The following is a 21,597-nucleotide window of genomic DNA, read 5'->3' on the forward strand; positions in this document are numbered from 1 at the left end:
TATTTCGAATTAATCCAAACCAGGCAAACGAGCCAAGGCTGTATTTGTTGCAAATACTTTATCGCCAACGCTCACTAGCGGCTCTGCAGTGAGCGGCAAATAAATGTCTACTCGCGAACCAAAACGAATAAATCCATAGCGCTCACCTGCTTTGAGGCGATCGCCAACATGAATGTAGCAAAGAATACGGCGGGCAATTAAACCAGCAACCTGGACTAAAGTAACTACTTGACCATTAGCATCGATAACAACGGCATTTCGCTCGTTCTCTGTAGATGCCTTATCCAAATCTGCATTCACAAATTTACCAGGGAAGTATTGAATCTCTTTCACCAAGCCATTTACCGCGCTTCGATTAGAGTGCACATTAAAAACGTTCATGAATACGCTGATTTTGAGCGCTTCACGGCCCGCATACGGATCATTGGTTTTTTCAACGACAACAATCCGGCCATCTGCTGGAGATAAAACAAGATCGCGACCTAAAGCAGGAATACGCTGTGGGTCACGAAAGAACTGCAGAACAAAGAAAAAAATGATCCAAAGAGGCCATGACCAAGCTATGCCACCTAAGTAGTGAACTAGCAAAGTCACTGCCCCCACTAACGCTAAATACGGCCAACCTTCTTTCGCAATAATGGGGTGCGGATACATCATCTTTGTTCTGAGCCTTTTATTGAAATGCTATTAGTAGATGCTTAGCTTGTAGCTTAGTTCTTAGTCTGATCAACTAACTTATTCTTAGCAATCCAAGGCATCATGGCGCGCAACTTAGCACCAACTACTTCGATGTCATGTTCAGCATTCAAACGACGACGTGAAATCAAAGTAGGCGCGCCTGCTTTGTTTTCCAGGATAAAGCTCTTGGCGTACTCACCAGTCTGAATATCTTTCAAGCACTGACGCATTGCATTTTTAGTGTCTTCAGTTACAACACGTGGGCCAGTAACGTATTCACCGTACTCAGCGTTGTTAGAGATGGAATAGTTCATATTGGCAATACCACCTTCGTAGATCAAGTCAACAATCAACTTGAGCTCATGCAAGCACTCGAAGTAAGCCATTTCAGGAGCGTAACCAGCTTCAACCAAAGTCTCAAAACCGGCTTTGATCAATTCAACTGCGCCGCCACAAAGAACAGCCTGCTCACCGAACAAATCAGTTTCAGTTTCTTCACGGAAGTTCGTTTCGATAATGCCAGCACGGCCACCGCCGTTTGCAGTTGCATAAGACAACGCAACATCACGAGCGGAGCCAGATTTATCTTGGTAAACAGCGATCAAATGAGGAACACCGCCACCTTGAGCGTATGTGCCACGAACTGTATGACCAGGAGCTTTTGGAGCAATCATGATTACGTCCAAGTCAGCACGTGGCTGAACTTGTCCGTAGTGAACGTTAAAGCCATGGGCAAACGCCAAAGCAGCACCTTGTTTGATATTGCCATGCACTTCTTTGCTGTAAACATCAGCAATTTGCTCATCTGGCAAGAGCATCATGACAACGTCTGCATCTTTAACCGCTTCGCCAACTTCTTTTACTGTCAAGCCAGCATTAGCAGCCTTGCTCCAGGAGGCGCCATCTTTACGCAAACCAACAGTAACGTTACAGCCTGAATCTTTTAGATTCAATGCGTGTGCGTGACCTTGTGAACCATAACCAATGATGGTGACTTTCTTGCCCTTAATGAGGGACAAATCAGCGTCTTTATCGTAAAAAACTTTCATGCTCTTTCCTTGTATTGAAAATGTAATTAATGCAGTAATCAGTTAAAAAAATTAAACCTTGAGGATGCGTTCGCCGCGACCAATTCCAGAACCACCCGAACGGACAGTTTCGAGAATCGAAACGCGATCAATCGAATCAATAAAGGCATCCAACTTGGCACCATCGCCAGTTAACTCAATGGTGTAACTCTTATCAGTCACATCAATGATGCGACCGCGGAAGATATCGGTAGTACGTTTGAGCTCCTCGCGCTCTTTACCAACAGCGCGCACTTTAATCATCATGAGCTCACGCTCAATATGTGGACCTTCACTTAAATCAAATACCTTCACCACTTCAACCAAACGGTTTAAGTGCTTAGTAATTTGCTCAATGACGTCATCAGAACCAAATGTGACGATCGTCATGCGAGATAAAGATGGGTCTTCAGTAGGCGCAACACTCAAAGTGTCAATGTTGTAACCGCGCGCAGAAAATAAACCCACTACACGCGATAAGGCACCCGGCTCGTTCTCAATGAGTACAGAAATAATATGTCGCATTAGAGATCCTCGCTACCCAAAAGCATTTCAGTAATACCCTTACCTGCTTGAACCATAGGCCAAACGTTTTCTTCTGGGTCAGTCTGGAAATCCATAAACACCGTACGATCTTTTAAGCGAATCGCTTCTTTGAGCGCGCCCTCAACATCAGATTTTTTCTCGATACGCATACCAACGTGACCATAGGCCTCTGCCAACTTCACAAAGTCAGGCAAAGAATCCATGTATGAGCTGGAATAACGTTTGTTATAGGTGAGCTCTTGCCACTGGCGAACCATACCTAAGTAACGGTTGTTCAAGGATACGATCTTGACAGGAGTGTTGTATTGCTTGCAGGTAGAGAGCTCTTGAATACACATCTGAATAGAGCCTTCACCAGTAATGGCGAATACATCCTTATCAGGAAATGCTTTCTTGATACCCATGGCATAAGGCAAACCTACGCCCATGGTACCCAGACCACCTGAATTGATCCAACGACGTGGCTGATCAAACTTATAGAACTGAGCTGCCCACATTTGATGCTGACCTACGTCAGACGTGATGAATGCATCACCACCAGTGAGCTCCCACAGCTTTTGAACCACATACTGTGGCTTCACAATTTGTGAAGCTTCGTCGTACTTCAAGCAATCTTTTTTACGCCACTCATTAATCTGATCCCACCAAGCGGCAACTTTGTCGCCATTTTTGCGTGGGCCAGCAGCTTTTAATTGGGCAGTCATCTCTACCAATACTTCTTTGAGATTACCAACAATAGGAACATCTACTTTCACACGCTTAGAGATAACGGAAGGGTCAATATCAATATGAATAATCTTGCGCGGATGACTTGCAAAGTGCTGTGTATTCCCAATCACGCGGTCATCAAAACGAGCGCCAATAGCAATCAACACATCACTGTGTTGCATCGCCATATTGGCTTCATAAGTACCATGCATGCCGAGCATACCCAAGAACTGAGGACTTGTGCCAGGGAAACCACCCAAGCCCATCAAGGTATTGGTAACTGGATAACCGAGTAAGTCGGCAAACTCTTTGAGCTCTGGAGCAGCATCAGAAAGGATTACGCCACCACCGGTATAGATGTATGGACGCTCTGCCTCTTGCAGTAACGCTACCGCTTTACGAATCTGACCGCTGTGACCCTTTACAACAGGGTTGTAGGAGCGCATTTCCAGAGTCTCTGGATAGACAAATGGTCCTTTAGCTGCAGATACGTCCTTCGGAATATCAATCAATACAGGACCAGGGCGACCTGTCTGCGCAATGTGGAAAGCCTTCTTCAATACCAAAGGAAGATCTTTAACATCCTTCACGAGGAAGTTGTGCTTTACCACTGGGCGTGTAATACCTACGGTATCGGCCTCTTGGAAAGCATCTTCACCAATAGCGTATGTTGGAACGTTACCGCTGATAATCACCATTGGGATCGAATCCGTATAGGCGGTTGCTATTCCGGTCACCGCATTAGTAACGCCTGGACCTGAGGTAACTAACGCAACACCAACCTTACCGGTTGCGCGCGCATAACCATCTGCAGCATGAACTGCTGCTTGCTCATGGCGTACCAAGATATGTTCAAACTTATCTTGTTTAAAAATTTCATCGTAGATAAAGAGAACGGATCCGCCTGGGTAACCCCAGACAAATTCAACCCCCTCTTTGTGCAATGCATGCACGAGCATTTCTGCGCCAATCATTTCTGGAGGCGCTGCATCATTGTTTGTATTTATTGAGTCTTTATTAGCCTTAGTAGCTAAAAATTCGGCGCTGCTTGTATTCATTTTCTTTCGTCCTTTGCAATTTTCGGCAAAAAATTGTTTGGTCTGTTCTATCTCCTGCTTATGGCCTGAGTTCGAACGGCGCTGCTACCGGAAAAAACCACTTCTTGAATGAGATTCTAGGTAGTAAGCCCTATATTCTATAGCAATCCCCTAAAATGGACCAATTCTTACCGATTCAGGTCTAATCCATTGCATGGCATCCGCCCAAGAACTATCTGACTTTCTGAGTAGTGTCGAGCAGCGCGCTTTTAAGCAGGCGGTTTATGCCGTGCGTGACGATGATGCTGCCTTAGATATTGTTCAAGATGCGATGATTAAGTTGGCTGAAAAATATGGTGATAGACCTGCGGCAGAGCTTCCACTAGTCTTCACTAGGATTTTGCAAAATCGTATTCATGACTGGTTTAGACGTCAAAAGGTCCGAAATACCTGGGTCACCCTGTTTTCTAATATGGGCAAAAAAGGTGATGAAAACGACGATTTTGATCCTTTAGAGTCCCTTTCGGCCCCAGATGACAGTGAAATTCACCAAGATGGAGCTTTTAAGCTTGAAAAGAGTCAGCTTTTACAGGCTCTGGAGTCGGAAATATCTAAATTACCTGTACGTCAACGTGAAGCCTTCCTGATGCGTTATTGGGATGAGCTAAGCATTACTGAGACGGCCCAGGCGATGAGTTGTAGCGAAGGAAGCGTCAAAACCCACTGTTCCAGGGCCACTCAAACATTAGCTAAAGCATTGAAATTAAAAGGAATTACGCTGTGAAACACTTTGATGACCAATTTACCCAGACCCAAGTCGACCAGTTTGGTCAGGCTAGCGCTGCCCTGCTCCGTCAAGGTACCCAGAGTATTCCTCAGGGCGTCAAGGATCATCTCTATGCAGCACGCATAAAGGCTATTTCACTCAAGAAACCTGAAAAAGTACGTATTCAAAAGGCTGTTTTGGCTGGCTCTGGTCGCAATTGGACCTCTGGATCCAATGGACTTTGGGACAGCATGGGATGGATTGCGCCTCTCGTGGTTTTAGTTTTTGGCCTCATTGGCATCGCCCAATGGCAGGATGACTCCCGTATCAATGACATTGCTGAAGTGGATGCCGCACTCTTGTCAGATGATGTACCTCCTGATGCTTACGCCGATAGCGGGTTCATGGCCTTCCTGAAAAACGGTCCGCTCTCCGATTCCGAAGATAGCACTCCTGCATTATCACCAAGCAAATAACTGCATACGATCAATGCAGCAGCGCATGAAGTCACCCGCCTTGAATACCCTGATGGCAATGATTGCAACCACTTTATTATTCTGCACATCAACAGCTCAAGCCCAAACCGCACCAGCTCAGACGCATAGCAAGGCAACTGCTATTCCCACCAAGGCTCCAGATGGAACTTGGGAAAGCCTTAGCGCTATCCAGCAGAAGGTATTAGCACCATTGGAGAGTGACTGGGACTACATGTTGCCTGATAGTCGGAGAAAGTGGATTCAAATTGCCAACATCTATCCGAAGATGAGCGCACAAGATCAAGACCGTCTTCAATCTCGCATGATTAGCTGGTCTAATCTTTCTCAGAAAGATAGACGCGTTGCACGTGAAAATTATTTAGCAAGCCTAAAGTTCCCGGCCGAGAAAAAGGTCGAAGCCTGGAGTGCTTATCAAAAACTGAGCGACGAACAAAAGAAAAAACTGGCCGAGATGGAGGCTAAGAAAAAACCAAACGCCATTAATGCACCAACCTTACAGCAGCACACTATCAAACAAGAAACTACCCCGCCACCTCCAGCCCCAAGTCCCAGGGCGATAGTAGTTCCTGAAGCGACGCAGCCAACATCTTCAAACCCAGAATCCCAATAAACCTTAAGTTGATGACGCCTGCTGAACTGAACGCATTACCTTCACCTCACTTTTGGCGCCATATATCTTGCTGTCTTTATGAGCAACTTGTATTGCTTGGCGTGATTGCATTGACATTTCTGCTACCCAATCTTGGACTGGGTATTCTGTTTGATGTTTCATTGCCTAGTTGGCTCACTTTTTTCTATCTCTATTCTGTCTTAGGCATTTACTTTGTTTGGTATTGGACAAAATCCGGTCAAACACTTGCTATGCAAACATGGCGCGTTCGCATCATCGGACCTAGCGGACGAAACCTGACTAAACGACAAGCCTTCTGGCGCTACATCTATGGCTCTCTTTGGCTAATTCCCTGTGTTTTATTGCAATGGGCTTTTCATTTAGAGAAGTGGCAAATTATTGAAATGCTGTTCACGGTAGCGCTCTTGATTTGGCCGCTAAGTCTTTATCTCGATCGCCGAGCGCCTAGTCTTCGTCAAAGCTTGCCAGATCGTCTCGCTGGCTCAAGACTTGTTGTGCTTCCTAAGAGTGTTGCACCCTCAAGACATCCAGATTAAGTCTCGCGTAAGCACTCCACAGCAGTTGCTCCTTGAATGCGACTCTGAAAGCGAAAACCCGCAATCAGAGTAGCAGAAACACCAAATACTATACCCATCAAAATAGCTTGTATAAAAGCATTAAATTCAATTTCCATCACATAACGCCCTAGCGCCCAAGCTGCAACTCCAGAAGCAATGCCTGATAACAGGCCAGCTGCAGCGCCAATCACCAGTAACTCAGTTCTGGCAATTTGTGTCAGCACAGCACGAGATGCACCCATTGCCTTTAGTAGAGCTGCATTTCTAAAGCGCTCATCTTGGGTTGCTGCAATGGACGCAACCAATACCAAAATTGCCGCAATCACCGTAAAGGTAAACAAGAGTCCAAGTGCAGCAGATAATTTATTGAGCACCTCCTGAATCTGCTGCAGAGATGCCGATACATCCACAATCGTTAAATTTGGATATGCCAGATTTAGCTTAAAATCCAGAGCTTCCTTATCGGGTCTTTGGTAATAAGAAGTAATCCAAGATTGCGGCATCTCACTCAGTTGCGATGGCGGCATAATGACGAAGAAATTCACGCGCATTGAACTCCAATCGAGCTTACGCAAGGAGGTAATAGGCGCACTCACTTTCTCTCCCGCTACTTCGAAAGTGAGTTGATCGCCAAGCTTTAACTTCAAGGTCTTGGCAATGCCTGTTTCTATAGAAATTTGTGGGTGCTCCCCATTAATCCAATCACCAGAAGTAATGCGATTACCAAGAGGCAATTGCTCTGTATAGGACAGATTAAACTCACGATCAATTAAACGCTTGGCATTTTCTTCAGGAAAATCCAGTGGAGAAATTTCGCTTCCGTTTATCTCAGTTAATCGCCCTCTGACCATTGGATAAAAATCGGGCCTCAATAAGCCTCCTGCCTCGAGCGCCTCGCTAATAGGCGCTTTTTGATCGCCCTGAATGTTAATCATGAAACGATTAGGTGCATCAGTAGGAATATTTCCCTGCCAAGCACTTAATAAATCTTGGCGTAGCAACAGAATCATGAGGATTGCCATTAAGGCAATACCCAATGCAGTTATCTGCATTACAGCGAATGCCGATCTTCGAGTCATTGCAGTCACAACAAATCGCATAGCAAAGTTTGGCGCACTGATTTTTGGGATTACCCACAGAATCAGGCGAGCGCATCCAGAAAAAACCACAATGGCGCCCATAAAACTTAAGCCGACCCAAAGAGCCAATTTCCCATCTCGTGCCGCAAACCAAATTAATACGCCACAAGTTAGCAAAGCTAATGTTGCTACCCATGCGGAAGCAATCGTTGACATTTCAAACTCTTTGCGGATTAAACGCACAGGAGAAACATTGGCCAACCCCATCATGGGTGCCCCAGCAAACCCCAACAATAAAAACCAAGTAAATAGCACACTCCATAACACTGGTCCAATTGAAATCGAGGGTAAATTACCAAGCATCAGACTACCCAATACAGCGGCAAGTAGCTCTTGGGTTAAATAACCCAATCCCGAACCGACAATGGCAGCCAAGACTCCAAGCGATAGCAAGGTTTTCACCTGTTTTTGCAGTATCAAGATCCTGGTAGCACCGAAACATTTCAAAACAGCACAGACATCTGCTTGACCGATTGTGTAGCGACGAGCAGATAGTGCAATCGCTACCGCTGCAATCATTGCTGTCAGTAGTGCAATTAATGAGAGAAATTGCTCCGCCCTCTCGAGCGTTTTGCGCATCATAGGCTGGGCATTTTCTAGCGTTTCAATGCGGATTCCGCGCAGACCGACGGTTTCAATGTAGCTGCTGATCCATTGCTGGTAGGCAGCGATTCGTTCATCAGATGAAGCCAATAATAAGCGATAGGTAACACGACTTCCTATGCCAATTAAACCCGTCGAATTGAGATCTGCTAGTGACATCATCACGCGTGGTGCAAAATTCATAAAGCCGGCGCCGCGGTCCAGCTCTCGCAACAAGACGCCAGCAATAACAAATTGTCGATCTCCGATTCGAATGGAATCGCCCAACTTGGTATGCAGATTATTGAATACTGCGGGATCAACCCAAACCGATCCACTGGTCGGACCAACGTTTGTTTCTAGTACGTTTTGGGAATTTTGATTCCATGCTTGCTGAACTTGCAATGTTCCCCGCAAGGGATAGTTAGGACTGACCGCTTTTAGGGAAACCAACTTGCTCAGCGACTCGCTACTAGCCATACTTGGAAACACTACAGTCTGAGCTGCTTGAAGCTGTTTTTTTTGCGCTTCTTCAAGAAAAATCTGAGGCAATGGTTGGTCAGCAACGATGATCAGATCAGCAGCCAATAATTGTCGGGCATCCAACTCAAAAGCTTGATGCATCCGATCAGCTAAAAAGCTAACACTGGTTAAGGCGCTTACCGAAAGAATCAGGGCTACCAACAACCATCTCAACTCCTTAGAGCGAAGATCTTGTTTTAAGCCTTGTAAAAGGCCAATTAAGAAATGAATCAAATCGCCTGGATCTGGCCACCATCAATGCGCATGACAGTACCAGTAATAAAAGAAGCATTCTGGCTGGCCAGAAATGCTGCGGCATCACCATATTCCTGAGGGTCGCCATAACGCCCCATGGGAATTTGACGCAAGCTGGCTTTTACTACCTCTTCATAAGAGGTGTTTTCACGTTTAGCTCTGGCCTCATCTAATTGACGCAAACGATCAGTCGCCACTCGACCAGGCATGATCACGTTGACCGTAACGCCCTCAGAGGCAACCTCAGCCGCCAAAGTCTTAGACCAAGATAATAAGGCGGCACGCAAGGTATTCGAAATTGCCAGATTCTTAATAGGGGCGATCGCCCCTGAAGTCGTGCTAGTGATAACACGACCCCATTTACGTTGACGCATTCCCGGGAGAACGCGATCAGTAATTGCAATCAACGACAACACCATATCGTTAAAACTCTTTTGCCACAGCGCAGGATCTTGTCCAGCAGCAGGGGTTGGTGGTGGTCCGCCAGTATTATTAATCAGAATATCAATTGGGCCTAGCTCTTGCTCAACCTTTGAAACTAAAGAATCAATTACAGAAGAATCTGAAAGATCCCAGTTGAGCGCTAAAGCATGACCACCTGCCTCTTCAATTAACTGGACAGATTGTTGTAAACCTTCAGCATTGCGACCAGTCACGGCAACTTTAACCCCTTCACGAGCTAAAGATATGGCCATCGCTTGTCCCAAGCCACGGCTTGATGCCAGCACTAAAGCGACTTTACCTTTGATACCTAAATCCATTTCATCTCCAAAAACTTATTTTATATTTTTAATCGAGTTGCAATTTTTGCTTATCAACCACTTCTTTGTATACGGCGTACTCAGCTTTAATCTCCTTAGCGAAAGCATCAGGGCCATTCACATTAATAATTGATCCAGTATCCTCAATCCGTTTTTTTACTGCAGGGTCATTGGTAACCACTTTCAGTGCAGTGTAATATTTATCCACCACATCCTTAGGCATACCAGCTGGTCCTAAAAATCCGTAATACGCCATGCGATTCACAGGCGCAAGGCCTACTTCAGTAAAAGTAGGTACATTGGGTAATTGCGCTAAACGCTTTGGCGCAGCAACCACAATCGGAACCAACTTACCATCCTTAATAAACGGCAAGGAAGATGGCAAATTATCAAAGATCATCGAAACTTGTCCGCCAACCGTATCAGCCAAAGCAGGACCCGCACCACGATAAGGAATATGAACTATAAAAACGCCAGTCAAACTCTTAAATAACTCCGTTTGCAAGTGACCAATACCGCCAGTACCAGAGCTGGAATACGAATACTTCCCGGGATTCGCCTTTAATACCTGCATGAAGGTTTTGAAATCCTTTGCCGGAAAGGACGGATTTACAGCAATGATGTTGGGCGTTGCAGCAATATTACTAATCGGCGTGAAATCGGTAATCGGGTCATAGCCAATCTTGGGGTTGATCGCTGGATTGGCAGCAGTTGTTGATACCGTTGCCATGCCAATCGTATAACCGTCCTTAGGGGCGCGCATCACCTCAAGGGCGCCGACCGAACCACCACCACCGGCCTTATTTTCAACAATCATAGGCTGGCCTAATTGACGACCTAAGGCATCACCAACTGCACGCGCAATGATGTCGGTACTTCCGCCTGGAGCAAAGGGAACAATTAAGCGGATTGGCTTAGTGGGAAAATTTTGTGCTTGAGCACATGAGAGCAAGCCAAGACTCAATAATAATCCGGCAAAAGCACCACTGAATGTGGCTTTAGACGAAGTTAATTTCATAAAATTACTGTCCTATCGGCTTTGGTAAATTACCTGCATATTTATAAAGCTGTACTTCATATTGCTTGAAGATTTCAGCAAGGGCCTGTTGCTGCCCCAAAACAAGCGCCTCAGGAGTATTGTCATGAAGAGCAATGCGCTTGGTGTATCGATTTGCACCAATCAAGGGATTACCTTTACCGCTATTAGTCACTGACAAGAAAAACTCAACGCTCACCACCGCTTCAGGCTTAACTCGATAATCACCATAAAACTCATTCACCGTCAATTGCAGAGTGTAATAAGGAAAGAAGCTGGTATTTTGACCCACTGTCGCAGCAAAAATGCCGGCATTATTAAACCATTCACGCTCAGCATTACTAATCATCTCAGAAGGGATAGTCGCATAGACGTTATAAAAGTCCCTTTCATATCGCTGATCTGTCATTCGATAAACCAAAGACTTTCCATCAAAGGGCGAGGCTACACTGACCGCCCCCACTTTTAGCCATAAATTGGAACGCTCCTTGAGGGGAGGTCCAGTACGCTCTGGGCTTGCCATCCAACTCTTTGGAGTTACTGGTGCGCGAGTTGGCAGAGAGCAAGCTACTAAAGCTACAGTCAAGACGCAGGAAAGTAAATATTTCATCATTTGGCTGCTCCTGGTTTTGCCTGGGAGCCATTCATGGGCAATGTAATTCTTGGGGGTGGCTCACCCCAAATCAAACTGGATGGAGATTGACTCGCAATGCGAGTAAATTCATTTAGCTGCTCACTAGTCTGCTTGAGATTCTCAACTGTTAACTGCGTATCGCCTTGCATACTAGTAATAGTCTGGCGCAGGGCAACCATCGATCCGACCAACTCACGCATCAAGACATTGAGCTCATCCTTATCAGTCACTTTAGCAATGCGTTCCATGATGACATTCATGTCCCGAACAGAATTAATCAGGCCCCCATTATTCTTGCCATCACCCGCCATCATAATATTTAGATTGGAGAGCAAGGCATCAAACTTCTTCTGGGTGCCGTCGATATCCATTTTATTCAGAGCGCTTATCAAGGTCTGAATACCAGAAATAATTTCATCGGCCTGATTAGGAAGGGATGGCACTACTGGGTATTCTGACTTCCAAGCATATGGTAATTGTGGAGTCTGGTTTGCAGCAGAGACAAAGTCAAACTCTATGTAATTGACTCCGGTAATACCCATAGACTTGACCCGAGCCCGTAAATTATTGACAACAAAATCTGAAATCTGCTTTTCATCTACCTTATCGCCAAAAATTTGCATCCTAACAACGACATACTGGCGACGGTGATCGAAAGGAATATCTTTTTCATAAATATCACCCGATAAACCTATCATGGTGACTTGACCAATCTTCACACCTCTGAAGCGAACGGCTGCACCAGCATCCAATCCGGTAACGGATTGCTTGATATAAGTTTCTAAATAAAAGGATTTTTTAAAGATCTGCCCAGACCCAAAAATGAGAATGACCGCAATTAAAATCCCGATCGCGGCTAAAACAAAAATGCCAAGGCGGAAATAGTTCGGATTTGAGTTATTGCTCATGCTGCGTCCTTGCTCATAATGCGATTGAAAAATTGATGTACCCTAGGATCTTTGCTGTTATCTCTTAACACTTTTGGATCACCCTCGGCAATAATGCCCTTGGCATCTTTGTCCAACATGATGACCTTATCGGCGATAGCATAAATACTTGCCAGCTCATGCGAAACAATCACAAAAGTAATGCCTAAATTTTTAGATAAGTCTTGAATGGTGCTATCCAAATCGGCCGAAGTAATAGGGTCCAAACCTGCGGAGGGCTCATCTAAAAATAATATCTTCGGATCAAGCGCCATCGCTCTAGCAATGGCCGCACGCTTTTGCATACCACCACTAATCTCGCTAGGCATATAAGTTTCATAGGGTAACAAGCCAACCAAATCTAATTTGCAACGGGCCAAGAGATTCATCTGATCTTGCGTTAAGTCGGTGTACTCTTGCATAAACAAAGTCACGTTATCAAGCAAATTCATTGACCCAAATAAAGCGCCCTGCTGGTACATAACACCAAAACTGGTCATTATTTTTTGACGATCCGCGCCTTGCGCCACTGTGATATTTTGACCCTGGATCAGCACATCACCTGATAGGGGTTGATATAAGCCAAAGAGATTTTTAAGTAGGCTGGATTTACCACAACCAGAGCCACCTAAGATCACAAATATCTCACCATTATTGACGGTGAAGTTGAGATCTTTCATCAATACATTTGAGCCATAGCCAACGGTTAAATTTTGCACATCAATTGCGTATGGACTAACGGGAGTGATCACTGGTGCATTCATCAGAAACCCGTCTTGTAAGAAATGAAGGCGAAAACACCATCTACTAATACGATCATAACGATACTACTCACTACAGCTCGTGTCGCCGAAATGCCTACTGCCGCAGCGCCAGTGCCAGTTTGCATACCACGCAAACAACCCATTGCCGAAACTACAACACCAAAGAGCGTAGCCTTAATCAAACCAGAACAGATATCCTCTACATCGACAGCACTTAACATGCCGTTGTAAAAATTGATAAAGGGAATGCCATAAATTAACATCGTAAACATCGAGGCAATGATGCTGACAATATCAGCAAAGAGAGTCAAGATTGGCGCCACCAAAATACCGGCCAATACTCTGGGAACCACTAAAAAGCGAATGGGGCTTAAACCTCCGGATACTAAAGCATCAACCTCACTATTTACAGTCATTGTGCCAATTTCAGCGGCAAAAGCAGCTGATGAACGACCGGCCAATAAAATCGCTGTAATTAGCGGGCCCATTTCACGGACGATACCTAAAGCAGCCAAAGGACCAACATAAGAGACTGCGCCAAATTGCTTCAATCCAATCGCCGCTTGAAATGAAAGAATCACGCCAATTAAAAATGCAACAAGCCCAACGATCGGCAAAGCGGCAATTCCAGCCTCGACAGCTGCATTGACAAAATCACCCCAGCGCACCTGCCGCAAATGACGAATAGACCAAAATAAATCTGCGCTCAAATGTCCTGTAAAGGAAACTAATCCCTTGGCATCATTAATCAAGTTCTGTGTGGCCATGCCAGTGCTGACAATAAAACTTCTTTGAGGTTTTGCCGCTGGCACTGGAAACAAAGTGGAGATCGGATCAAATTCTTTTAGCAGAGGCTGATAGCGCTCAGCCAATCCCACTAAATTAAAGACCGCGGCAACCTTTTGCTGGGCCTCTTCAATACCAATCAAAAAGGCAATGCCAGCACCATCCATAGAGCTTACTTGGGATGCATCGACTGTTAGTGTTGCAGCCTTAATGTCAGTTTGAGAAATTTGCTTAAGCCAAGCACTTTGGGCATCTTGTATTTCAGACCAAACACCGCCTAATGTATAGACGTTGATGACTCCACTGAGAACAACTTTGGCTTGAGTTGCATCGATTTGCATCCAAACCGCCACTGGGGTACTGGAAGGGAAAGAAACCTTAGGAATTGTGTCAGAAACGCTCATAAGCGATCACTATAAGGTATCTAAAAGAAACTTTGATAAATTTAAAATTACCCCAGTATCCTAAATGAAAAAAAGCCACCCTAAGGTGGCTAGTAGGCAGTAAATACTAGCTGCAACACTGGCTTTAGACAGAAAGTATGGGTTCTGCTTGGAATTTCTTACGACCAAACATCAAGAACAAGCAACCTAATAAGAAGCCGACCTTAGGAGCGAGTGAGCCATCGATTTCAGGGGCGCCGGCAGTGTAAACATTAACCGTGCCATCTTTTCCAAAATAAGGTCCGGTAGTGCTATATAGGGTTGAAGCCACATTGTATGTAAGTAAGTCAACCTCAATCACCTGACCTAAAGAAATGCCAGTAACGCCAGTGTATGTGTAGTTAATGTTGAAGTTTCCGGTACCGTCATTGTAGGTAATTGGGTCAATACCAGTGCCGGGTGTTCTGATGTAGCTAAAGCCACTTTGATTAAAGAGCTGGCCCAATTGCACTGATTTTCCATTTTCGGTAAGGTTAGTTAAAGACAGAATCCAGCCGTTGGAGCTATCAACTACAGCTGTACCAGCTAATGTTCCAAAATTATTAAAGCTATCTGGATCGCCAAAAGTTGCGCTGAAATCGTAATTAGTAGTTGACTGCGCCTGAGCCACCCCAACACTCATTAAAGCACCCAGTGAAAGTACCACTGCAACTAATAATTTTTTGATCTGCATTCTCATATCCAAAGTCGAGGGGTTTAAATTACAGGTCTACCATATCAAGTGACAGATATTCTAAGTAACATTGATATCATACACAATTCAAATTTTAGTTATATTTACCAAATTCCCACTTTTGGTGCACTCAATAGTCCTTATCAGACCAAAATTTATTGCACTATTAAAACCATCAAATAAACGCTTTAGATTTTCAGAATTTTTCCAGGATTGAGAATATTTTTAGGATCTAGCGCCTTTTTAATGGTCCGCATCACTTCAATAGCGCCAATGCCGTGCTCATCGACCAAAAAGTCTATTTTATGCATACCCACCCCATGCTCCCCTGTACAAGTTCCCCCAAGCTGTAATGCTCGATGAACTATGGCGGAATTGAGCCTTTCGGCTTCCACTAAATCATCGGGCTTATCGGGATCGATTACCAATAGCACGTGATAGTTCCCGTCACCTACATGCCCCAAAATGGTAGCCTTTAACCAAGAAGTATCTAAATCTTGCCGAGTTTGAGCAATACATTGGGCTAGCCTTGAAATCGGTACACAAACATCGGTATTGATAATTCGACATCCAGGCTGTAACTGTAGGCATGCAAAGTAGGCATTGTGCCGTGCATGCCATAGCCTCGCCCTATCCTCAGGATGCGCTGCCCACTCAAAGTTGTGACCTCCATGATTGCTCACGATCTCTTGGGCAAGTTCTGCCTGCTCTTTTACTGAGTGACTTGATCCGATAAACTCAAAAAATAAAGTAGGTTGCTCATTTAAAGTGAGCTTGCTGTAGCGATTTATCGCTTGAATTGCTAATGCATCCACCAGCTCCACTCGAGCAACCGGAATTCCTAATTGAATAACCTGCATCACCGCCTTCACCGCATCAGTCACAGTAGAAAAACTACAAATCGCAGCAGCAATATCTTCTGGTTGCGGATAGATCTTTAGAGTAATCTCCGTAATGATGCCCAGTGTTCCTTCGCTACCCACAAACAGGCGTGTGAGATCGTATCCAGCAGATGATTTTTTGGCTTGTGTTCCGGTTTTGATGATCTCGCCGGCAGCAGTCACCACTACTAATGCCAGCACATTTTCCCGCATTGTGCCATAGCGAACGGCATTTGTGCCAGAGGCTCGGGTAGCGGCCATTCCACCAATCGATGCGTCAGCCCCAGGATCTACCGGAAAAAAATAGCCCGTATCTTTTAACTCATCGTTCAATTGTCTACGACGCACCGCGGGTTGAACAATTGCAATGAGATCTTCTGGGTAGACACCTAGGACCTGATTCATATTGTTCAGATCAAGTGAAATACCCCCATGAATAGGTAGAACATGACCCTCAAGTGAGGTTCCCGCACCAAATGGAATGATAGGCACTTCATGAAGGCTACATAGCTTGACCAGTGAGGCGACTTCCTCAGTCGAATTAGCAAATACAACTGCTTGCGGCGGCTGCGCAGGATAAGAAGATTCATCACGTCCGTGATAATCCAAAACGACTGCAGTACTACTAAACCGGTCGCCAAAAATCACTTTCAGTTCATTCACTAAAGCAGCCGGAAGTAACCGATGATTGAGCATTGGCCGTTCAACTGTCATGATGCGCTCCAATCTTGAAGGCAATTGCAAAATTCCTGCCTACCTTCGATGCTTGCATAAGGATCAAAAGCCTCTTTGAGTAGCGACTCTTGATCTGAACCTAATAAATAAAAAAGTAAAAACTACACATCTAAACAAGAAAAAAAACTAAATAACTAAACTAGTTCAGTTTGATTCTTGAACAATACGACCATTTAAGGGTTGTACAGGACGCGCATTATTTTTGTAGATTTTACGAAATGCTTCGATCTGCGCTTTTGAAATTTCTACCGGAGTATTGAGAACTTGCCAAGCCACGCCTTCACTGCAAGGCGGTGTCGTTAAAGATCCAGTAAAGGCGTAATAACCCAAAGATGCGGGCAACAATGTGGTGGCATCAAAGTTAGTTGCTAGCTTTGCCTCGCCCTCTTTTGCGGGCATAGTCGCAAAAATAGCAGTCAGCGCAGGGTTTTCTTTACCTTCTTTGAACAACACGGCAATCACCGCCAGCTTTCCTTCAGCATTTTTATGTACCAAGTGAGCAACTAATGGGAAAGGTTTGCCATTAATCGTTTCTTCACTCGGGGTATGAAAATGAAACTGCAGCAACTGGTATTCACCGCTAGGAACTCTCGCAGTTCCAGCGTCAGTCAAATTGACTTGAATAGTATGACCATTATTAATTACTTGCGCAGCAGCCGTTTTATAAGCGGTTTTGATAGGAGATAAATTCGCCTTTTGCACTGATTTAGTTTGAATATCAATTGGCGATTGGGTTTTACCCAGCCTGCATTCCGCATAAGCGGGTGCTAGTGCGCCCCACTCCTTGACTTCACCATAAGTCCAATGGGGGGCAGAGCCATCAGCAAATGAAAATGTTGCTGTAAAAGATAAAACAGCTAGAACTAGTAACTTTTGTTTCATACGTCTATATTCCTTCGTTAGTAGATTCGATTGTTAGATTCGTTAAGTATATGGATTTCAAAATAGAAGGTCTTATATTTCTGAGATAGCATGCTCTTTGAAGAATAGAAAAATAAAAGCCACCCAAAGGTGGCTCTGAAACTACAAATTTAAGCGCCTTAAGCAGTCATCATAGGCTCTGTGTTTTGCTTCTTGCGGCCAAACATCAGGAACAAGCAGCCTAACAAGAACGCTACCTTAGGAGCAAGTGATCCATCGATTTCAGGGGCTCCACTAGAGTGGACTGTTGCTACTGCATAGGTAGTGCCAGAGCTCAAAGGATAGCTGTTGGTCAAGTCAGCAGAATTAGAACCACCCAACCAAACTGAATAGGAGTTGCTATTGTATTGAAAAAATGGAGTGGTGGAATCAGTATTAGGATATCCGAGGTTCCCTCCTACTCCTACTGCGAACAAATTTGCAACTGATGCATTTGACCACCAAGGCGTGCCCGTAGTAATTTGCGCCGAATTAGAACCGTTATAAATAACGGTGCTTAAGTCATAGTTAGTTGTTGATGTGCCATTAAAGTAGGCATATTCATTACCAGAAACCTGATTAACATAAGGGACTATTGCTGCCATTATCTGTGTGCTCATCCCTGCCAATAGAACAGCAGACAAAGCGACCAGCAGTTTTTTTATACTCATTTTTGCTCCCTAAGTGAAGGATAAATAATTCGAACAACCAATTTATATCATGATGTATCCGTTTTCGGATCATTAAACCCAAAAAACAACAAATTCACCTGTTTATGACCAAGTGGTAGCTGTTTTCCCTCACAAAAGCTGTAAATGCTTATTTAAACAACTTTAAGCGGTTTATCAGCGCTCTCACTGGGGTAGCCTGTCTTTTTTGACTGGTTTTCGCTGCTTTTAAATGATTTATCAAATGAATCATATCTGCACCAGTAAGCGCAAACTGTGTATTCGGCTAGTGGTGACCTGAAAAGGAAAGGGCCCAGTCTCTTAACTAGGCCCTGATGTGAAGTGGTGCGGCTGGCAGGAATTGAACCCACGACCCCTTGGTTCGTAGCCCATACACCTGAGTAACACTTTATCTTTATAAAACAATGACTTACAGATTTTAGACTGGACAATAGAATTGGTGTTTAGGCGCTCCTAAACCCTTGTTTATATTGGTTTGCTATTTGTTCTATTGTCCAAATTTAGAGCCTCTTTATACAAGTCGCCTCTTTGCTATTGAGCGCTTGATTTGCTCGCAAAGAAAAATAGTCTTAATCTTTAACCTTGCATTTAATTTTTTAAGCTCTGAAAAAATATGTCGGGCGGCTTTTGGATGCAAAGAAGCCAATCGCCCCACCTAAGTCAAATCGGCAGAGTCCGACCCGAAGCGGTCATTGACTGAGCAAAAGAAAAACCCACCGAAGCGGGCTAAAAACAAAGCTGAACTAACAAGACTATGCAGCCATCATCGGTTCAGTATCCTGCTTCTTACGACCAAACATCAAGAACAAGCAACCCAACAAGAATCCAACTTTAGGGGCGAGTGAGCCGTCAATTTCGGGGGCGCCGCCGCCACTAATTGGATCAGAAATAGTTAAGTAAAAAGTTTGACCAAGGCTAGAACAAGTGCGGCGACAGGAAGGGCCACCAATAAAGTCATAGCCTGAACTATCAGCACCTGTAATGAGAAATTCGGGACGCCCCGAACCCGTTGGAGTGCCGCTTATTAGAAAATCATTTCCACCACCCGGATTGGTAATCGTCAAACCAAATGTACTACCAATCACATTAAAGTTATAGTTTCCAGTGGTGAAATCGGTTGTTGTTAATGTCTGCGAGTAGTAACTACCTACAGTTGCATTCAAATTAGTTGGCGAAAAGTAAATCGAGCCATATCCCGCAAACGCCTGACTAGAAACTATTGTCATGCCAGCGAAACTGAGGGCTGCTAGGGTACTTTTAATTGATGCATATATTTTCATCATGAAGCCTTTCTTTAATCATTTATTTCGTGTAAAGATAACGCGTTAATCTGAACTGCACCCTCAGAATGAGAATTTTTGCCACTCAATATCGGTAAAGCCAATAAGGAAAGAATAGAAAATGGGATGTCTTGCTCTGGATGACTAAGTCCCATCTTAAATTGACCGACGGGCGCAACAGCGCTCTCTTGATGGGTTCCAAATATCACATCCCAAAAGGGGAAGATCTGTCCAAAGTTCGAATTACCCTCAATCATATCGACTGAATGATGAATGCGATGGACATCAGGCATATAAACAATGTACTTGAAGTAGTCATTGAGTTTGGTTGGGTAGTTGATATTGCCATGCACCAAAGTGCCATGGATTTGATTGGCAAGTCCGTAGCTAACAATCACAAGAAGTGGCATCCCAAGCACTACAAAAAAGGTGAGCATCACAAGGTAGCCAAAAAGCAACTCGCCTGGGTGATGTAATAAGTTTGTAGCAGCGCTCACACTTTTATCTGCGTGATGAATCTTATGCAGTCGCCATAGAGCAGGAATCATGTGACTGAGACGATGAAGCCAATAATTAGCAAAATCAATCAATAAAAAGCACAGAATAAAACCAAGCCAATTGGGTAGAGGTAATTGGGGTATCGATAGAATCTGAAATGGGGCAACTAGTCCAATGAGAAAGTCTTGGATAGTCAAAGACAATAGCAAGCTCAATCCAATACCCATCAAGCCAAAGGCAAGTGGAGTGGAAAAATGAGATAACTTAAACGGTGAAGTAAACCGCGGGAGCCTGACTTCAAAAGTGGCAACAAGGGCAACAATGAATAAAGGGAGAAAAAGGAAAGAATAACCCATGAGGAAGTTTAGACTTCTAGCAGGAATATATTAATATTAGGCTGCAATTTAAATACCGTACTCATCATGCCCCTTGGGATTGAAATGTGTAGCAACACTAAGGCGGTAGGCTTAACGAGATGTTAAGTCAGCTCCAAGGTCTGTTGATTAAATTGTGCCAATCGGTTTTATTTCAGTCAACTATTTTTGAGCATGTTTATTAAAAACCTAGGGTTACCCCCCACTCTTGTACGGGCTGTATTAGGGGTTTTGTGTCTGTCAAAAACAACCAATTGCCCTTATCTGAGTGACTCTTGCTGGCCGTTCTCTGCCCGTCAGAATCTACAAAAAACGCTTATTTAATGACCGTTATGAATGGAGCAGCGGTCACATGAGGTGGCAATAGGACTTCGCTAGAGTCGGCAGCAACCCAATCTATGGGCACTAATCTAGTTACGGATAAGGAAATTAACCGTAAAAACACAGGAATATTAATTATTTCGGGATCAAAAAAAATCAATCGTATCGAAGGGAAATTGCTTCAATTGTCCCATTAAAAAAGTGGGCGTAGACAGCCAGCCATTATTCAATATGGCTCTGCCTATAGAAAATTGAGTAAATAATCTCAATTTATTGTCCAAAAGGTAAGGGCCCCCGACGGGAGGCCCTTATAGTTGGTGCGGCTGGCAGGAATTGAACCCACGACCCCTTGGTTCGTAGCCAAGTACTCTATCCAGCTGAGCTACAGCCGCAACAGCCATAATTATGCCATGGATGAGAAAAACTACATCACCCCCGCTGGACACGAACGGATCAAGAGCGAGCTACTTCAACTCTTAAACCTCGATAGGCCGGAGGTTGTCAAGGTTGTCCACTGGGCCGCTAGCAATGGTGACCGGTCTGAAAATGGTGACTATATCTACGGAAAAAAGCGTCTCAGAGAAATCGATAGACGGATTCGCTTTCTCAATAAACGCCTGGAATTTGCCGTAGTTGTAGATAATTCTGCCCGAAAATCAGGTGAAAATGATGCCGAGCAGGTGTTCTTTGGAGCAACGGTGACCTATACGGCTCTTGAAGGGCCCGAGGAAGGCATCAAGACTACGATCACCATAGTGGGGGTAGATGAGGTTGATTTAGAAAAAGGATGTGTCAGTTGGGTTTCGCCTATCGCCAAAGCCTTAATAAAAGCTCGTATTGGTGATTGCGTCTTTATTCAGACGCCCACCGGTCCATCTGAAATTGAAATCCTAGACGTTCAATACCGATAG

Annotated in this window: 22 protein-coding genes and 1 tRNA gene; 5 read left to right on the forward strand and 18 right to left on the reverse strand. The window is 44.4% G+C overall.

The window, feature by feature from the left end:
• Nucleotides 1-9: 9 nt before the first annotated feature.
• The 4 genes from ICN37_RS07015 to ICN37_RS07030 are packed head-to-tail and all read right to left on the reverse strand — an operon-like array spanning nt 10 to nt 4,057.
• The gene (locus ICN37_RS07015) at nt 10-657 is read right to left on the reverse strand and encodes a phosphatidylserine decarboxylase (RefSeq protein ID WP_215319888.1); all 648 of its coding nucleotides are present in this window, start codon (nt 655-657) and stop codon (nt 10-12) included.
• A 53-nt stretch (nt 658-710) separates the two neighbouring features.
• On the reverse strand, nt 711-1,727 hold the full coding sequence (ilvC, locus tag ICN37_RS07020; RefSeq protein ID WP_046329933.1) for a ketol-acid reductoisomerase: 1,017 nt from the start codon (nt 1,725-1,727) through the stop codon (nt 711-713).
• A gap of 51 nt (nt 1,728-1,778) precedes the next feature.
• Entirely contained in the window at nt 1,779-2,270 is a 492-nt protein-coding gene (ilvN, locus tag ICN37_RS07025; protein WP_215358998.1) for an acetolactate synthase small subunit, read from the reverse strand.
• On the reverse strand, nt 2,270-4,057 hold the full coding sequence (locus ICN37_RS07030; protein ID WP_216156043.1) for an acetolactate synthase 3 catalytic subunit: 1,788 nt from the start codon (nt 4,055-4,057) through the stop codon (nt 2,270-2,272). The genes ilvN and ICN37_RS07030 overlap by 1 nt, the downstream gene beginning before the upstream one ends.
• 193 nt (nt 4,058-4,250) lie before the next feature.
• Here ICN37_RS07030 and ICN37_RS07035 point away from each other — a divergent pair, with 193 nt between their 5' ends.
• Genes ICN37_RS07035 through ICN37_RS07050 form a run of 4 tightly spaced genes read left to right on the forward strand, consistent with a single transcriptional unit; the run spans nt 4,251 to nt 6,466 of the window.
• Nucleotides 4,251-4,820 (forward strand): RNA polymerase sigma factor, encoded by a 570-nt coding sequence (locus ICN37_RS07035; RefSeq protein ID WP_216156046.1) that lies wholly within the window; start codon nt 4,251-4,253, stop codon nt 4,818-4,820.
• On the forward strand, nt 4,817-5,278 hold the full coding sequence (locus tag ICN37_RS07040) for a DUF3619 family protein (RefSeq protein WP_216156049.1): 462 nt from the start codon (nt 4,817-4,819) through the stop codon (nt 5,276-5,278). Before ICN37_RS07035 ends, ICN37_RS07040 begins: the two co-directional genes overlap by 4 nt.
• 25 nt (nt 5,279-5,303) lie before the next feature.
• Nucleotides 5,304-5,909: a DUF3106 domain-containing protein gene (locus ICN37_RS07045; protein ID WP_255538483.1), complete on the forward strand. Its 606-nt coding sequence runs from the start codon at nt 5,304-5,306 to the stop codon at nt 5,907-5,909.
• Nucleotides 5,910-5,920: 11 nt separating this feature from the next.
• The gene (locus ICN37_RS07050; protein WP_216156055.1) at nt 5,921-6,466 is read left to right on the forward strand and encodes an RDD family protein; all 546 of its coding nucleotides are present in this window, start codon (nt 5,921-5,923) and stop codon (nt 6,464-6,466) included.
• On the opposite strand, the gene ICN37_RS07055 is transcribed toward ICN37_RS07050, so the two are convergent.
• The 14 genes from ICN37_RS07055 to ICN37_RS07120 form a co-directional block, all read right to left on the reverse strand.
• A complete protein-coding gene (locus ICN37_RS07055) occupies nt 6,463-8,964 on the reverse strand; it encodes an ABC transporter permease (RefSeq protein WP_216156058.1) in 2,502 nt (833 codons plus the stop codon). The genes ICN37_RS07050 and ICN37_RS07055 overlap by 4 nt on opposite strands.
• Entirely contained in the window at nt 8,961-9,746 is a 786-nt protein-coding gene (locus tag ICN37_RS07060) for an SDR family oxidoreductase (RefSeq protein ID WP_216156061.1), read from the reverse strand. The genes ICN37_RS07055 and ICN37_RS07060 overlap by 4 nt, the downstream gene beginning before the upstream one ends.
• A 28-nt stretch (nt 9,747-9,774) precedes the next feature.
• Nucleotides 9,775-10,764 carry a tripartite tricarboxylate transporter substrate binding protein BugE gene (locus tag ICN37_RS07065; RefSeq protein WP_255538484.1) on the reverse strand — a complete coding sequence of 330 codons (990 nt, stop codon included), beginning with the start codon at nt 10,762-10,764 and terminating at the stop codon, nt 9,775-9,777.
• A 4-nt stretch (nt 10,765-10,768) separates the two neighbouring features.
• On the reverse strand, nt 10,769-11,395 hold the full coding sequence (locus ICN37_RS07070) for a membrane integrity-associated transporter subunit PqiC (protein WP_216156064.1): 627 nt from the start codon (nt 11,393-11,395) through the stop codon (nt 10,769-10,771).
• Complete coding sequence (locus ICN37_RS07075; protein WP_216156067.1) at nt 11,392-12,324, reverse strand: MlaD family protein; 933 nt, start codon at nt 12,322-12,324, stop codon at nt 11,392-11,394. The genes ICN37_RS07070 and ICN37_RS07075 overlap by 4 nt, the downstream gene beginning before the upstream one ends.
• Nucleotides 12,321-13,106 carry an ABC transporter ATP-binding protein gene (locus ICN37_RS07080; protein WP_216156070.1) on the reverse strand — a complete coding sequence of 262 codons (786 nt, stop codon included), beginning with the start codon at nt 13,104-13,106 and terminating at the stop codon, nt 12,321-12,323. The genes ICN37_RS07075 and ICN37_RS07080 overlap by 4 nt, the downstream gene beginning before the upstream one ends.
• Complete coding sequence (locus tag ICN37_RS07085; protein WP_216156072.1) at nt 13,106-14,296, reverse strand: ABC transporter permease; 1,191 nt, start codon at nt 14,294-14,296, stop codon at nt 13,106-13,108. Before ICN37_RS07085 ends, ICN37_RS07080 begins: the two co-directional genes overlap by 1 nt.
• Before the next feature lie 124 nt (nt 14,297-14,420).
• Nucleotides 14,421-15,008: a hypothetical protein gene (locus ICN37_RS07090; RefSeq protein ID WP_216156075.1), complete on the reverse strand. Its 588-nt coding sequence runs from the start codon at nt 15,006-15,008 to the stop codon at nt 14,421-14,423.
• A gap of 188 nt (nt 15,009-15,196) precedes the next feature.
• Nucleotides 15,197-16,585: an FAD-binding oxidoreductase gene (locus ICN37_RS07095; RefSeq protein WP_255538486.1), complete on the reverse strand. Its 1,389-nt coding sequence runs from the start codon at nt 16,583-16,585 to the stop codon at nt 15,197-15,199.
• Nucleotides 16,586-16,768: 183 nt separating this feature from the next.
• Complete coding sequence (locus ICN37_RS07100) at nt 16,769-17,506, reverse strand: carbonic anhydrase (protein ID WP_216156081.1); 738 nt, start codon at nt 17,504-17,506, stop codon at nt 16,769-16,771.
• A 158-nt stretch (nt 17,507-17,664) separates the two neighbouring features.
• Nucleotides 17,665-18,195 (reverse strand): hypothetical protein, encoded by a 531-nt coding sequence (locus ICN37_RS07105; RefSeq protein WP_216156084.1) that lies wholly within the window; start codon nt 18,193-18,195, stop codon nt 17,665-17,667.
• A 770-nt stretch (nt 18,196-18,965) separates the two neighbouring features.
• A complete protein-coding gene (locus ICN37_RS07110; protein ID WP_216156087.1) occupies nt 18,966-19,496 on the reverse strand; it encodes a hypothetical protein in 531 nt (176 codons plus the stop codon).
• 11 nt (nt 19,497-19,507) lie between these two features.
• Nucleotides 19,508-20,347, reverse strand: coding sequence for a sterol desaturase family protein (locus ICN37_RS07115; protein ID WP_216156090.1), 840 nt, complete (start codon nt 20,345-20,347; stop codon nt 19,508-19,510).
• A gap of 654 nt (nt 20,348-21,001) precedes the next feature.
• Nucleotides 21,002-21,078 (reverse strand) — tRNA-Arg (locus ICN37_RS07120).
• A gap of 18 nt (nt 21,079-21,096) precedes the next feature.
• Between ICN37_RS07120 and greB the strand changes: the two genes are divergently transcribed.
• Nucleotides 21,097-21,597: a transcription elongation factor GreB gene (gene greB, locus ICN37_RS07125; RefSeq protein ID WP_216156093.1), complete on the forward strand. Its 501-nt coding sequence runs from the start codon at nt 21,097-21,099 to the stop codon at nt 21,595-21,597.

The sequence above is a fragment of the Polynucleobacter sp. P1-05-14 genome, from assembly GCF_018881675.1.
Classification (GTDB): domain Bacteria; phylum Pseudomonadota; class Gammaproteobacteria; order Burkholderiales; family Burkholderiaceae; genus Polynucleobacter.

Coding starts and splice junctions, on each gene's coding strand:
- ICN37_RS07095 (WP_255538486.1), bottom strand. CDS start 16,585: ATGCTCAATCATCGGTTACTTCCGGCTGCTTTAGTGAATGAACTGAAA.
- ICN37_RS07060 (WP_216156061.1), bottom strand. CDS start 9,746: ATGGATTTAGGTATCAAAGGTAAAGTCGCTTTAGTGCTGGCATCAAGC.
- ICN37_RS07030 (WP_216156043.1), bottom strand. CDS start 4,057: ATGAATACAAGCAGCGCCGAATTTTTAGCTACTAAGGCTAATAAAGAC.
- ICN37_RS07110 (WP_216156087.1), bottom strand. CDS start 19,496: ATGATGAAAATATATGCATCAATTAAAAGTACCCTAGCAGCCCTCAGT.
- ICN37_RS07050 (WP_216156055.1), top strand. CDS start 5,921: ATGACGCCTGCTGAACTGAACGCATTACCTTCACCTCACTTTTGGCGC.
- greB (WP_216156093.1), top strand. CDS start 21,097: ATGGATGAGAAAAACTACATCACCCCCGCTGGACACGAACGGATCAAG.
- ICN37_RS07035 (WP_216156046.1), top strand. CDS start 4,251: ATGGCATCCGCCCAAGAACTATCTGACTTTCTGAGTAGTGTCGAGCAG.
- ICN37_RS07080 (WP_216156070.1), bottom strand. CDS start 13,106: ATGAATGCACCAGTGATCACTCCCGTTAGTCCATACGCAATTGATGTG.
- ICN37_RS07075 (WP_216156067.1), bottom strand. CDS start 12,324: ATGAGCAATAACTCAAATCCGAACTATTTCCGCCTTGGCATTTTTGTT.
- ilvC (WP_046329933.1), bottom strand. CDS start 1,727: ATGAAAGTTTTTTACGATAAAGACGCTGATTTGTCCCTCATTAAGGGC.
- ICN37_RS07115 (WP_216156090.1), bottom strand. CDS start 20,347: ATGGGTTATTCTTTCCTTTTTCTCCCTTTATTCATTGTTGCCCTTGTT.
- ICN37_RS07045 (WP_255538483.1), top strand. CDS start 5,304: ATGAAGTCACCCGCCTTGAATACCCTGATGGCAATGATTGCAACCACT.
- ICN37_RS07085 (WP_216156072.1), bottom strand. CDS start 14,296: ATGAGCGTTTCTGACACAATTCCTAAGGTTTCTTTCCCTTCCAGTACC.
- ICN37_RS07100 (WP_216156081.1), bottom strand. CDS start 17,506: ATGAAACAAAAGTTACTAGTTCTAGCTGTTTTATCTTTTACAGCAACA.
- ICN37_RS07070 (WP_216156064.1), bottom strand. CDS start 11,395: ATGATGAAATATTTACTTTCCTGCGTCTTGACTGTAGCTTTAGTAGCT.
- ilvN (WP_215358998.1), bottom strand. CDS start 2,270: ATGCGACATATTATTTCTGTACTCATTGAGAACGAGCCGGGTGCCTTA.
- ICN37_RS07065 (WP_255538484.1), bottom strand. CDS start 10,764: ATGAAATTAACTTCGTCTAAAGCCACATTCAGTGGTGCTTTTGCCGGA.
- ICN37_RS07105 (WP_216156084.1), bottom strand. CDS start 18,195: ATGAGTATAAAAAAACTGCTGGTCGCTTTGTCTGCTGTTCTATTGGCA.
- ICN37_RS07090 (WP_216156075.1), bottom strand. CDS start 15,008: ATGCAGATCAAAAAATTATTAGTTGCAGTGGTACTTTCACTGGGTGCT.
- ICN37_RS07015 (WP_215319888.1), bottom strand. CDS start 657: ATGATGTATCCGCACCCCATTATTGCGAAAGAAGGTTGGCCGTATTTA.